General features: G+C 61.4%; 13 protein-coding genes. 3 read left to right on the top strand and 10 right to left on the bottom strand.

Features of this window, described 5'->3' with window-relative positions:
- Window positions 1–300: 300 nt before the first annotated feature.
- Together ACP7EW_RS25975 and ACP7EW_RS25970 are read left to right on the top strand one after the other, a co-directional pair.
- Window positions 301–1,947, top strand: a complete 1,647-nt coding sequence (locus tag ACP7EW_RS25975) for an MFS transporter (RefSeq protein WP_033902003.1) — start codon at window positions 301–303, stop codon at window positions 1,945–1,947.
- Window positions 1,944–3,089: an HlyD family secretion protein gene (locus ACP7EW_RS25970; RefSeq protein ID WP_426220894.1), complete on the top strand. Its 1,146-nt coding sequence runs from the start codon at window positions 1,944–1,946 to the stop codon at window positions 3,087–3,089. Before ACP7EW_RS25975 ends, ACP7EW_RS25970 begins: the two co-directional genes overlap by 4 nt.
- On the opposite strand, the gene ACP7EW_RS25965 is transcribed toward ACP7EW_RS25970, so the two are convergent.
- The 10 genes from ACP7EW_RS25965 to ACP7EW_RS25920 form a co-directional block, all read right to left on the bottom strand.
- Window positions 3,069–3,944, bottom strand: a complete 876-nt coding sequence (locus tag ACP7EW_RS25965; RefSeq protein ID WP_426220908.1) for an aldose 1-epimerase — start codon at window positions 3,942–3,944, stop codon at window positions 3,069–3,071. The genes ACP7EW_RS25970 and ACP7EW_RS25965 overlap by 21 nt on opposite strands.
- A 2-nt stretch (window positions 3,945–3,946) precedes the next feature.
- Entirely contained in the window at window positions 3,947–5,227 is a 1,281-nt protein-coding gene (locus ACP7EW_RS25960; protein ID WP_426220892.1) for a TRAP transporter large permease, read from the bottom strand.
- Between the two features lies 1 nt (window position 5,228).
- Entirely contained in the window at window positions 5,229–5,756 is a 528-nt protein-coding gene (locus ACP7EW_RS25955) for a TRAP transporter small permease (RefSeq protein WP_426220890.1), read from the bottom strand.
- Between the two features lie 64 nt (window positions 5,757–5,820).
- Window positions 5,821–6,783 carry a TRAP transporter substrate-binding protein gene (locus tag ACP7EW_RS25950; protein WP_038847219.1) on the bottom strand — a complete coding sequence of 321 codons (963 nt, stop codon included), beginning with the start codon at window positions 6,781–6,783 and terminating at the stop codon, window positions 5,821–5,823.
- A 51-nt stretch (window positions 6,784–6,834) separates the two neighbouring features.
- On the bottom strand, window positions 6,835–7,710 hold the full coding sequence (locus ACP7EW_RS25945) for an SMP-30/gluconolactonase/LRE family protein (protein WP_426220888.1): 876 nt from the start codon (window positions 7,708–7,710) through the stop codon (window positions 6,835–6,837).
- A gap of 2 nt (window positions 7,711–7,712) precedes the next feature.
- Complete coding sequence (locus ACP7EW_RS25940; protein ID WP_426220886.1) at window positions 7,713–8,537, bottom strand: NAD-dependent epimerase/dehydratase family protein; 825 nt, start codon at window positions 8,535–8,537, stop codon at window positions 7,713–7,715.
- A gap of 111 nt (window positions 8,538–8,648) precedes the next feature.
- A complete protein-coding gene (locus ACP7EW_RS25935; protein ID WP_426220884.1) occupies window positions 8,649–9,911 on the bottom strand; it encodes an OprD family porin in 1,263 nt (420 codons plus the stop codon).
- 140 nt (window positions 9,912–10,051) lie between these two features.
- On the bottom strand, window positions 10,052–10,909 hold the full coding sequence (copD, locus tag ACP7EW_RS25930) for a copper homeostasis membrane protein CopD (RefSeq protein WP_426220882.1): 858 nt from the start codon (window positions 10,907–10,909) through the stop codon (window positions 10,052–10,054).
- 3 nt (window positions 10,910–10,912) lie between these two features.
- Entirely contained in the window at window positions 10,913–11,278 is a 366-nt protein-coding gene (copC, locus tag ACP7EW_RS25925; protein WP_426220880.1) for a copper homeostasis periplasmic binding protein CopC, read from the bottom strand.
- Between the two features lie 18 nt (window positions 11,279–11,296).
- On the bottom strand, window positions 11,297–11,740 hold the full coding sequence (locus ACP7EW_RS25920) for a GNAT family N-acetyltransferase (RefSeq protein WP_426220878.1): 444 nt from the start codon (window positions 11,738–11,740) through the stop codon (window positions 11,297–11,299).
- A gap of 143 nt (window positions 11,741–11,883) precedes the next feature.
- Here ACP7EW_RS25920 and ACP7EW_RS25915 point away from each other — a divergent pair, with 143 nt between their 5' ends.
- Window positions 11,884–12,504 carry a TetR/AcrR family transcriptional regulator gene (locus tag ACP7EW_RS25915; RefSeq protein WP_010209389.1) on the top strand — a complete coding sequence of 207 codons (621 nt, stop codon included), beginning with the start codon at window positions 11,884–11,886 and terminating at the stop codon, window positions 12,502–12,504.
- The last annotated feature ends 129 nt before the right edge of the window (window positions 12,505–12,633 follow it).

Here is a 12,633-nt window from a genome sequence, read left to right as displayed (position 1 = left end):
ATGCCGGTTTAGCCGCCCCGCGCCATGGATGGCGCGTGGCGGCGGCCCCCCAAATCACTGTCGGATTACGGGCATACCGAGCCTAGGCGAGGTACCGAGTGTTGGGGCAAGAGCCCTTTTGGTTACTTTTGGGGCTCTTTTCCAAAAGTGACCCGCCGTAAGGGCGGAACCAATTTCAGCCGTGACCGCAGCAACGTATATGTACACCCCCCCCACATGACAAGATGAACTCCCCTCAGGTTTACTACTCTCTGAGTAAGCTTTACCAGCTCCCCCGGGCTGGTCCATCTAGGTCACCGAATGAACAAATACACCCCCCACACCTGGGAACCCCACGAGCGCCCAAGCCTCCCAGGTTCACCGTCTACCCCGCTGCACCCCACGCACAAGCGTTGGCTGTTCGCGATGGTCGGCGTGCTGGTGGCAATCACCGGGGGCCTGGGTAATGCGTTGGTCATCGCCAACCTGCAATACCTGCAAGGCGCCCTCGGCGCGACCACCGCCGAAATGGCCTGGCTGCCCGCCGCCTATGTCATGACCAACGTCTGCATGAACCTGCTGCTGGTGAAGTTCCGCCAACAGTTCGGCCTGCGCGCCTTCACCGAAGTCTTCTTGGTGCTGTACGCATTGGTCACCTTCGGCCACTTGTTCGTCAACGACCTCAGCTCAGCCATCGCCGTGCGCGCAGCCCATGGGATGGTCGGCGCGGCGCTGAGTTCGTTGGGCTTGTACTACATGATCCAGGCGTTCCCGGCCAAGTGGCGCTTGAAGGCGCTGGTGCTGGGCTTGGGCACCGCGCAACTGGCGTTACCCTTGGCGCGTCTGTTTTCCGAAGACCTGCTGCAAATCGCCGAATGGCGCGGCCTGTACCTGTTCGAGCTGGGCATGGCGCTGATCTGCCTGGGTTGCGTCTTCCTACTTAAACTCCCGCCCGGCGACCGCTTCAAGACCTTTGAAAAACTCGACTTCCTCACCTTCGCGATCCTCGCCACCGGCGTCGCCTTGCTTTGCGCGGTGTTGTCCCTGGGCCGCATCGACTGGTGGCTGGAAGCGCCCTGGATCGGTATTGCCTCGGCCTGTTCGCTGGTGCTGATCATGGCCGGCCTGGCCATCGAGCATAACCGTGCCAACCCGATGTTGATGACCCGTTGGCTGGGCAGTGGCGTGATGATTCGCCTGGCGCTGGCGGTGATCCTGATTCGCATGGTGCTGTCGGAGCAGTCCACCGGCGCGGTGGGGTTCATGCAGATGTTGAACATGAGCTACCAGCAGATGCACACCCTGTACGTGGTGATGCTCGCCGGGGCGATTGCCGGGCTGGTGGTCAGTGCGTTGACCATCAACCCGGCGCACCTGTTGATGCCGCTGGTGATTTCCCTGGCGCTGATGGCCACCGGCTCGGTGATGGACAGTTTTTCCAGTAACCTCACTCGCCCGCAAAACCTGTATATCAGCCAGTTCCTGCTAGGCTTCGGCGGCACGTTCTTCCTCGGCCCGACCATGGTGTTGGGCACCAAGAACGTGCTGGCCAACCCGCGCAACCTGGTGAGTTTCTCGGTGATGTTCGGGATTTGCCAGAACCTCGGCGGCCTGATTGGCGCAGCGTTGCTGGGCACGTTCCAGATCGTGCGCGAGAAGTATCACTCCAGCATGATCGTCGAACACCTGACCCTGCTCGACCCGCGTGTGGCCGCGCGGGTGCAGAGCGGCGGCTCGGCCTACGGCGGTATTGTCGCCGACCCCGAGCTGCGCAACCTGATGGGTATTCGCAGCCTGGCCACGGCGGCGACCCGTGAGGCGAACGTGATGGCCTACAACGATGTCTTCATGTTGATCGCGATCATCGCGATACTCACCATGATCTGGATCTTTATCCGCAGTCTGTGGCTGATGAGCACCACCCGAGCAGCAGCCACTCCCGTTCAACCCAGCGGCGCACCTTCATGACCGAACCTTCAACCACCACCACTACCGCCATCGCGTCCACCCCGGAAGGCAGCACGCCACCCGGCGCGGTGCCCACCGAGCTGCGCCCGTTGCGGGTGCGGATCATCTCGTCCCTGGGCTTTGCCGCGATTGCTATCGTCGGCGTGCTGATTGTGCTGTACGCCTGGCAGTTGCCACCCTTCAGCAGCGCGGTGGAAACCACCGAAAATGCGCTGGTGCGCGGGCAGGTCACGATCATCGGGCCGCAGCTCAGCGGCTATGTGTTCGAAGTGCCGGTGCAGGATTTCCAGCATGTAAAGGCCGGCGACTTGCTGGTGCGCCTCGACGACCGCATCTACAAGCAGCGCCTGGACCAGGCATTGGCGCAACTGGCGGTGCAGAAGGCGTCATTGGCGAATGTGGTGCAACAGCGCAACAGTGCCGAAGCCACCATCAAGCTGCGTCAGGCAGCCTTGGTGGACAGCCAGGCGCAGGCACGCAAGAGCACCGCCGATTTGCGCCGCAATGAAGAGTTGATCAGCGACGGCTCGGTGTCCAAGCGCGAGCTGGACGTGACCCGCGCCGCCAACGCGCAGACTGTTGCCGCGGTGGCGCAAGCCCAGGCCAGCCTGGAAATCGCCCGCCAAGACCTGCAGACGGTGATCGTCAACCGTGGCTCCCTGGAAGCGGCCGTGGCCAGTGCCGAGGCGGCGGTGGAGTTGGCGCGTATCGACCTGTCCAACACCCGCATCACGGCGCCCCGCGATGGTCAGCTCGGGCAGATCGGCGTGCGGCTCGGGGCCTACGTTAACTCCGGCGCGCAGTTGATGGCACTGGTGCCGCCGCAGTTGTGGGTGATCGCCAACATGAAGGAAACCCAGATGGACAACGTGCAGGTCGGCCAGCCGGTGACCTTCACGGTGGACGCGCTGAACCACCGCAAATTCCACGGCACGGTGCAGCATATTTCCCCGGCCACCGGCTCGGAGTTCAGCCTGTTGCAGGCGGACAATGCCACCGGCAATTTCGTCAAGATCGCCCAGCGCGTGCCGGTGCGGATCATGGTGGACCCGGACCAGGCCGAGAGTGAGCGGTTGCGGCCTGGGTTGTCGGTGGTGGTCAGTATTGATACGGCGGGGCGATTAAAGAACAGCCCGCCCTGAGAGGGGCTGATAGTTGAGGGTAAAGGCCAGCTCTACTGACTGGCCTTGCTCCAACAGCTTCAGCCCAGGCCGCCCTGGCAGATGATGAGCATTCACCGGATGACTCACCGGCTCGATGCAAAAGAACCCCAGCCCCGGCGGGCAGTACAGCAGGAAGTAATCACTCCCCGTGGCCTGGCATTCCAGCGTGTAGCCCAGCTCTGGCTGCTCGATCAGGCAATGGCCGTCCCAGTCGCAAAAACCGTTGTCGACCAGGCCTTCAGGCAGGCTTTTCAACGGCTGGAAATCCCAAGCGGTGGGCACCGGCGCCAGCTCCGTTGGCAGCTTGGAGGCGTCGCTCATCCATACCTGCGACGCCTTGGCCTGCAACCGTGTACCCGCTGTGCGCGGCAGATAGGGATGCAATCCCAGCCCGTGCCACGCGGGTCTGTCCGCCAGGTGGGTCACCCGCAACGTGATGCTCAGCTCACCGTTTTCCAGGCGAAACCGCTGCTCGGCGCGATAGGCGAACGGTGTGTCGCACGCCATTTCCAGGACCACTTCATCCGTCGCTTGGCTGACCACCTGCCACGCCTGTTGCCAGGCAGAGCCGTGAATCGGCAGCGGGTCGGTCAAGCTATTGGGCGCCAGCGCCAGCCAACCGTCGGGGTTGTCGAAACCCCCTTCGGCAATCCGGTTGGACCAGGGCGCCAAGGGATAGCAGCCCAGCTTGCCTGGCAACCCGGTGCTGATCGCGTGGGCATCGCTGGGCCGCAACAACGGCTGGCCGGTGGCGCGCACCGTCCAGTTGAAAATGCTGCCTCCCGTGGCTGGCGCGAGGGTGAGTTGGGTCAGGTTGTCTTGCAGTTCAATCAGCATCAGAGCACCACGCTTGGCAGCCACAACGACAGCGCCGGAATGTAGGTCACGGCCATCAGTACCAGGAACAGCACGCCATAGAACGGCAGCAGCGCCTTTACGGTTTTCTCGATGCTGACCTTGCCCACCGCCGCCCCCACGAACAGCACCGCACCCACGGGCGGCGTGATCAGGCCGATCCCGAGGTTGACCAGCATGATCATGCCGAAGTGCACCGGGTCGACGCCGATACCCAGTACCACCGGCAGCAGGATCGGCGTGAGGATCAAGATCAGCGGCGCCATGTCCATCACCGTGCCGAGCAACAGCAGCATGGCGTTGATGCACATCAGGATCACATAGCGGTTGTCCGACAGGGTCAGGAACATCGTGGTGATCTTCGCCGGGATCTGCATCAGGGTCATGATGTAGCCGAAGCTGGCAGCGAAGGCGATCAGGATCATCACGATTGAAATGGTGCGCACCGTGCGATGCATCAGCTTGGGCAGCTCGCTCCATTTGTAGTCGCGGTAGATGAACATGGTCACGAAGAACGCCCACAACACGGCAATCGCGGCGGATTCGGTGGCGGTGAAAATCCCCGAGAGGATGCCGCCCAGGATGATCACCATGGCCATCAGGCCCCAGAGCGCATCGGCGCAGATTTTCAGCGCCTGCTTGAGTGGGATGACTTCACCCTTGGGGTAATTGCGTTTTTTCGCGAAGATCAGGCACAGCACCATCAGGCACGCGCTCATCAACAAGCCCGGTACCACGCCGGCCATGAACAGCGAGGCAATCGACACCGTACCACCGGCCGCCAGGGAGTAGAGCACCGAGTTATGGCTGGGCGGGGTCAGCAGTGCCTGCACCGAACCACTGACGGTCACCGCCGTGGCGAACTCACGCGGGTAGCCACGGCGTTCCATTTCCGGGATGAGCACCGAGCCGACCGAGGCCGTGTCCGCCACCGACGAACCGGAGATTGCGCCGAAAAACGTCGAGGCCATGATATTCACCAACGACAGGCCGCCGCGCACGAAACCCACCAGCACCCCGGCAAACGCCACCAGCCGCCGTGACATGCCGCCTTCGGCCATGATCGCGCCGGCCAATACAAAGAACGGAATCGCCATCAGCGAAAACTTGTTCACCCCGCCGGCCACCTGGATCATCAGGGCCTGGAACGGGATGTCGATCCCCCACGCGCCGATCAGTGCCGACAACCCCAGGGCGTACGCCACAGGCATGCCGATCAGGATCAAGGCGATAAAGCTGCCCAACAGAATCAATGCGTCCATATCAGGCAGCCCCTTCGCTTTCTTCAACCAGGTCGAAGCGCACGACCCGACGGTTGCTCTGGTCACCGAGCAAGAGTTTTTCCAGCACAAAAACCAGGGTCAGCAGCCCGCCAATCGGGATCGGCATATAAGTGATACCCACGCGCAGGGTGGGGATGGCGCTCATGAACTGGTTCCAGGTGGACAGGCACAGCTTGGTGCCCCAAATGGCCATGAACAGGCAGATGGTGCCCATCAGCAACTGCGAGACGACACCGATGATCTGGCGTTGGCGGGGCGGCAGGCGGTCGGTGATCATTGCTACCGACATATGCGCACCGGCGCGATAACTGGCAGCGGCGCCGATAAAGGTGAATACCAGCATCAGCAGGATGGCGGTAGGCTCCGGCCAGCTGGAGCCGGTGCCGAGGACATAGCGGGCGAAGATGCCCCAGGGGATGATCAGCGCGACCCCCAGTACCGAGAGGCCGGCGACCCAGATGCAGGTCATGTAGATACGGTCGTTGATGCGCAGCAGTAAATTCTTCATGGCGTTCACCGTAACCGGGCGCGTCGATGCCGACCGCGCCGGGCCTTGCTAGAGAAGGAGGGCGTTACTGAACGGCGTCGATACGCTGGATGATGTCGGCGTAGGCCGCACCGTACTTGGCGCGAACCGGCGCGGTGGCGTCATAGAAGGGTTTTTTGTCGACAGTGATGAACTCGACACCAGCGGCCTTGAGCTTGGTTTCACTGCTGGCGGACTTGGCGTCCCATAACACGCGCTCGTCAGCCTGGGCGGCCTTGGCGGCTTTTTTCACCATGTCTTGTTGCGCGGGGGTGAGTTTGTTCCAGGTGATTTTCGACATCACGATGGGCTCGGGCAAAATCAGGTGTTCGGTGAGGGTGTAGTACTTGGCGTTCTGGAAATGGTTGTGTTCCAACAGGGTTGGCGGGTTGTTTTCTGCGCCGTCGATGACGCCGGTCTGCAGGGCGCTGAAGATCTCGCCGGTGTCCATGGCGATGCCGTTGGCCCCCATTTCATTGAAGGCTTCGATGAACAAGGGGTTGCCTTGTACGCGGATTTTCATGCCCTTGAGGTCTTCAATCTTGCGCACCGGTTTCTTGGTGTAGAGGTTGCGCGTGCCGCCATCCATCCAGGCCAGGGCGACCAGGCCGAATTCGGAGTTGGTGATCTTGGCGAGAATCTCGTCGCCGATTTCACCGTCGATGACTTTGCGCATATGCGCCTGGTCGCGGAACACGAACGGCAGGTTGAACACGTTGACGTCCGGCACCACCGGGCCGACGATCCCCAGGCTGACGCGGGTCATCTGGATGGCACCGACTTGCGCCTGTTCGACCACTTCTTTCTCGGAGCCGAGGACCCCGCCGGGGAAGTACTTGAAGGTCAGCTCGCCGTTGCTTTCTTTGGTCAGGGCCTTGCCCATGTTCTCTTCGGCCACAACGGTGGGGTAGCCGGCGGGGTGGATGTCGGCGAATTTGATTTCCAGCGCGTGGGCGGCGCTGCTGAGGGTGAAAAATGCAGCGGCGAGCAAGGTGCGTTTGAAGTCCATGGGGTTTCATTCCTGTCTTGTTATTGTTGTATTCAAGGCACAGCGATGCAGCTAGAGGGTAAAGGTGGGCTCCGGCAATCCGACAACGCCGGGGTTGAGAGCGAACACGCCGCCGGACAGGGACTGTTGACGCTGGTCATCGCGAATCGAGGTGACGAACAGGGTGTCCAAGCGACTGCCGCCAAAGGCGCACATGGTGGGTTTTTTCACCGGGACGGTGAGGGAACGGTCGAGGCGACCGTCCGGGGTGAAGCGATGGATCAACCCGGCGTCGTTGGCACAGATCCAGTAGCAGCCATCGGCATCCACGGCGGCGCCGTCGGGGCGGCCGAGGTGCTTGTGCATGTCTACGAACACGCGGCGGTTGGACGGCGTGCCGGTGTCGATGTCGTAGTCGAAGGCCCAGATTTGCTGCACCTGCGGATGGGAATCGGAGGCATACATCGTGCGGCCATCCGGGCTGAAAGCCAGGCCGTTCAAGGTGATGAAACCGTCCAGTTGAGCATGGGGCGGCGCACCGGATGCGTAGCGATACAGGGTGCCTTCTGCCGCGTTCAAGCCCATGTTCAGCACCATGCTGCCGGCCCAGAAACGGCCCTGGCGATCACAACGGCCGTCGTTCAGGCGCATGTCCTGGCGTGGGTGCTCAACAGCCGCCAGCAGCGTGGTATCCAGGCTGCCGTCGTTGTACGGGGTGAGCTGGAAGAACCCGGTTTCCATGCCAGCGACCCAGTTGCCCGCCTCGGTGCGGGCGATGCAGGCAAGCATCTGCGGAGCCGTCCAGGCGGCCACGTGGCCGCTGGCGGCGCTCCAGCGTTGCAGGCCACCCTTAGGGATATCCACCCAGTACAGGGCGTTTTCCTCGGGCACCCACACCGGGCATTCGCCTACGGCATTGCGGGCATCGACGATCAGTTCAGCGTTCATGGTCAGTCCCCGAAAGGCCCGGCCGCGCAGAACGCACCGCCCTGATAGACCTTGGCCGGGTCATCGGCGGCCACCGGTGGCTGGGTTTCGACCTGGGCGCGGAACACTTCGGAGCTATCTTTGGGCGCAAAGCCCAGGTGGGCGGCGTAGCGGTTGTCCCACCAGGTGTCGAGGTTATCCGACATGCCATAGACCACGGTGTGGCCGACGTTGGGAGTGTACAGCGCGCGCTCGAGCAACTGAGTCAGGTCGTCGAAGCTCAGCCAGGTGTGCATCATGCGGCGGTTCTGCGGTTCCGGGAACGACGAACCGATGCGGATGCTGACGGTCTCGATGCCGTAGCGATCAAAGTAGAAACTGGCCATGTCTTCGCCGTAGGATTTGGACAGTCCGTAGTAGCTGTCCGGGCGGCGAGGGGAGTGGGCGTCGAGGGTTTCACCTTGCTTGTAGAAGCCGATCACGTGGTTGGAACTGGCGAAAATCACGCGCTTCACACCGTGGCGGCGCGCGGCTTCATAGATATGGAAAATGCCGCTGATATTTGCGCCGAGCACTTCTTCGAACGAGCGCTCCACCGAGACGCCGCCGAAGTGCAGGATGGCGTCGACGCCTTCCACCAAGTGGTGCACGGCTTGTTTGTCGGCGAGGTCGCAGGGTTGCACCTCTTCGGACGCGTCGGCAGCCGGGGCCATGGTGGCGATGTCTGACAGCCGTAGTACCTGGGCGTAAGGGCGCAGGCGCTCGCGCAAGACTTTACCCAGGCCGCCAGCCGCGCCGGTGAGCAGCAGGCGATTGAATGGAACGGGCGTGGTTGTGGTGGTGGTCATGAGGGTTCCATTGTTGTTGTAGGTTGTCGTATGACTTTGCCGAAGTATCGTTAGGTATTCCCTAGGTTGTCAACGTTCTTGCTGACGCCAAAATACAATTGTGGGAGCTGGTTACAACAGTGAGATTGGGTAACTGATGAATAAGCGATTTTCATCAAACTCGTTATTGCTGAAATCCCGACGCATGGTCGAATTGCGCCAGCGCACATTCAGGTCCTTCAGCACACCGCTCTGCACCGTGTAAGCCAGCTCCGACTCGCGGCCCCATTCCTTGCCATCGGTGATCGCCCCGGTGTGCACGTTACTGCCGCTGATATAGCGGTTCATCATGGTCAGCCCTGGAATGCCGAGCACCACAAAGTTGAAGTCATGGCGCACCTGCCAGGACTTTTCCTTGGCGTTATCGTAGCTGGCGTTGTAGCTGTCGTTGGCCAGGGTGCCGCCGCTGGTGCCGTTGACGCGCATCCACACGCTGTCGCCGGTGAGTTTCTGCAAACCCACATAGAAGGTGTTGCCGTTGTATTTGGCCGAGAGCAGGGCGAAGGCGGTCTTGTTGTCGAGGTCGCCGGCCAGGGCGCTGCCGTCTTCCTTACCGGTGAAGAAGCCGAGGTTGGCGCCCAGCGTCCAATCGCCCACGGGTTGGCTGTGGGTCAAGTTGAAATACTGCTGCTGGTAGATGTCGGTGAGTTCGGCGTACCACACCCCGACTTGGGTGCGTTTGTCGTTGAAGCTGTATTCGCCGCCGCCGAAGTTGAAGCGGTCGGAGGTGAAGGCGGCTTTGCCGTTCATGAACATGTCTTCCATGCTCGCGTCATTGCGCGGGCTGTTACCGCGAAACTGCCCGCCGTAGAGCGTCAGGCCGGCGATTTCATTGGACGTGACCTGGCCGCCACGGAACGTCTGGGGCAGCGAGCGGCCGTCGTCGGAGCGCAGGATCGGCAGCACCGGCATCCATTCACCGACCTTCAATTCAGTCTTGGATAACTTGGTTTTCAGCGCCACGCCCAGGCGTCCGAAGTTGTCGGCGGGGCGGCCGTCGCTGTGGATCGGCAGCAACTGAGTACCGCCGGTGCCTTTGCCGCCATCGAGCTTTTGCGAATACAGGCCCAGCACATCAATGCCGAAACCCACCGTGCCGGTGGTGTAGCCGGACTTGGCGTCGAGAATGAAGTTCTGCGTCCATTCTTCGGCCTTGGCCTGGGGGTAGGTCGGGTTGGTGAAGTTGCGGTTGAAGTAGGCGTTGCGCAGGTTGAGCGTGGCCTTGGCATCGTCGATGAAGCCTTCGGCCGAAGCGGCGAGTGGCAGGGTGAAGGCCAGGCTGCCGAGACCGATAAAACCCAGACGAACGGAGGAATTGCGGGCGAGTGAACTCACAGTGAAGCTCCCTTTCTTTTGTTGTTTTTATTATTTGTTATACGTTGTCGTACAACATTGGGTGGGATATTTGCGAGGTTTTCAAGAGCTGTCAAGCAGAAGTTATACGATGACTTGCTCGGGCGGAGGCGGGAAGCTACTCAGGCCGCCATCACCATGGGAGGCAAGGTGCCAAGAAGGGAAACGGCGGCCACCGCTGCAACACCCAGCAGCCACTCCAGCATCACACTGGATTTCAAACTGCCCAGGCGTTGGTCGCAGCGCTCGATGCGCAGGCGGTTCAGCAGCGCCAACGCCAGCATGCCCAGCACCAGAAATACTTTGATCAACAGAATCAGCGCGAACCCGTTGAACAGCGGCGTGGGCCATAGTTGCCCGGTCAGTACACGCACATTGATCAAACCAGTCACCAGCAATCCGGCGACCAGGCCATACCCCACGCCGCTGAACCGCCGCAGGATCGGCTCCAGCGCCAGGGCTGGCGATTGCCTGAGGATCAGCACCAGCAACAGCAAGCCGCCGAGCCAGGCACCGACGCACACCAGGTGCACCACTTGATTGAGGATCAGCAATTGCCCGCTGAGCCCATCGAGCATGGCGCCATGCCCGACCGGCGCCAAGGTCGCCAGCAGCAGCGCGATGACCGGCAAGCGTAATGCCCGCCAGGGTTTGGCCAGCACGATTACCAGCAACAGGTTCAGCAACAGGTGCCACACCCACACCTGGCCAAAGAAGGTCTTGCCCAGCACCAACTGCACGGTGGCCGGTTGCAGCGCCGCGTCCCAGCTCCCCGCCATGCTGGCGGTAATCAGCAGCAGCCAGGCCACGCCAGAGAACAATCCCAGCCAGGCCAACCCACGGGTGATGCGCTCAAGTTGCCGGTCCAGCGCCGGTTGCGCTTCAGCGCCCAACAGCCAGGGCCTGAATGCACAGGCCCCGAACATCAGCAGCACGACGATGAAATGCAGGAAGCGGCACAGCACCAGCAGCGTTGCCATGGGTTATTGGCCGACCTTGAAGCTGTATTCACCGTTGCTCTTATGAGTGTCGACCGAGACCGCGTTCCACACCACTTTGTAGTTGCCGGCTGCCAAGGGGGCGGCCGGGGTGACGACCAGGACTTTCTTGTCGGCGTCCGGTGTTTCCAGGCCCTTGATCGCCACTTCGGTGCCGTCCTTGCTCAGGGACACCTTGGTGAAGGTGGCCTCGACGCCTTCGCTGAAGGTCAGGCGCAGGTCCTTGGGCGCGGTGACGCTGCTGTCGGCCGCCGGTTCAGCGCTCTTGAGGTGCGCATGGGCCAATGCGGCGGAGGCGCCCAGCAGGGAGGCGAGCAGGGCGATGGTGGTGAGGCTTTTCTTGATCAACATTGTTCAATACCTTCAGGGTCAGGGAGTCGGTAGAGCCATGTGCAGCAAGGGAAAGGGCTTGCCTTCGCCATCCAGCGGCGAGCGCGCGACCTGGATAAAACCATAATGCAGGTAGAACCCAACGGCCTGGGGGTTTTGTTCGTTCACGTCCACCGTGAGGGTGTCGTGACGGGCGCGGGCGTGGTCCAGCAACTGGCGGCCGATGCTTTGGCCACGGCGATCGGGCTCGATGAACAGCATTTCCACGTTATGCCCGCCGGTGCCGATGAAACCGGCGATGCCCTGTGGGTCTTCATACACCCACACATCCAGTGCGGGCATTGGCAGGTAGGCATCGCGCACCAGGGGCAGCAGGCGTTGAATGTCATCCTCGGGGAGGAAGTCATGGGTGGCCCGCACCGAACGCTCCCAGAGTGCGCCCAGCACGGGGTCGTCGGTGGCCACGCGAGGTCGAATAGTCATTGCAATGATCCTTCATGGGGACCGCGATCCTAACCAATCCCATTTCCAGGGGAAAGGTTCGCGTCAGAAGTTTCATTATGGCCTGTCGCCGCGATCTAGAGCCGATGGTAGTCTTTAAGCCAAGTTGTTGTCAGGGAGCCCTTATGGGCAATCACAAGATCGGAATTCGTCGGGTCAACGTCGAAAAAATCCTGCTGGCGGCGGAGAAAATCTTCGCCGAGAAAGGCTATGGCAGTACCGCCATGGCGGATATCGCCGAAGAAGTGCAACTGCCGCGCTCCAACCTGCATTACTACTTCACCACCAAGAGCGAGCTGTACAGCGCCGTGCTGTTCGACCTGCTGGAAGTGTGGAAGCAGGACGCCTTGAGTTTCGAGACCTTCGATGACCCACGGGTGGTGCTCAGCAGTTACATCCGCGCCAAGATGCAACGCTCGCGTACCCGGCCCTATGGTTCGAAAGTCTGGGCCAATGAAATCATCCATGGCGCGCCGACCCTCGGTGAAGCATTGGATGAAAGCCTGTACGACTGGGCCAAGATGAAGGAAGCGAAAATTCGCCAGTGGGTGGAAGACAAACGCATCCTGCCGGTGGAGCCGTCGAGCCTGCTGTACATGATCTGGGCCTCGACCCAGCACTATGCCGACTTTGATCATCAGGTGAAGATCCTGAATGAGCACCAGCCATTGTCGGACATGCAGTTCGAGAAGGCGATTCAGACGGTGACGAGCGTGATTTTGCGGGGGATTGGGTTGGAGCCTTGAGCCTTATGGTGAAGCTGGTTGTTGTGATGAGACGGGTTGTTGTGGGGGGGGGGGGGCCCCCCCCCCCCCCACAACCACCCCCCCCCCCCCCGGATAAAAAACACCCCCCCCGAGGGGGGAGACAAGCAA

The sequence above is a fragment of the Pseudomonas sp. DWRC2-2 genome (assembly GCF_049897885.1).
Taxonomy (GTDB): domain Bacteria; phylum Pseudomonadota; class Gammaproteobacteria; order Pseudomonadales; family Pseudomonadaceae; genus Aquipseudomonas; species Aquipseudomonas azotoformans_A.
The sequence above is the reverse complement of the archived record's forward strand: the minus strand, read 5'-3'. Positions and strand labels throughout refer to the sequence as shown.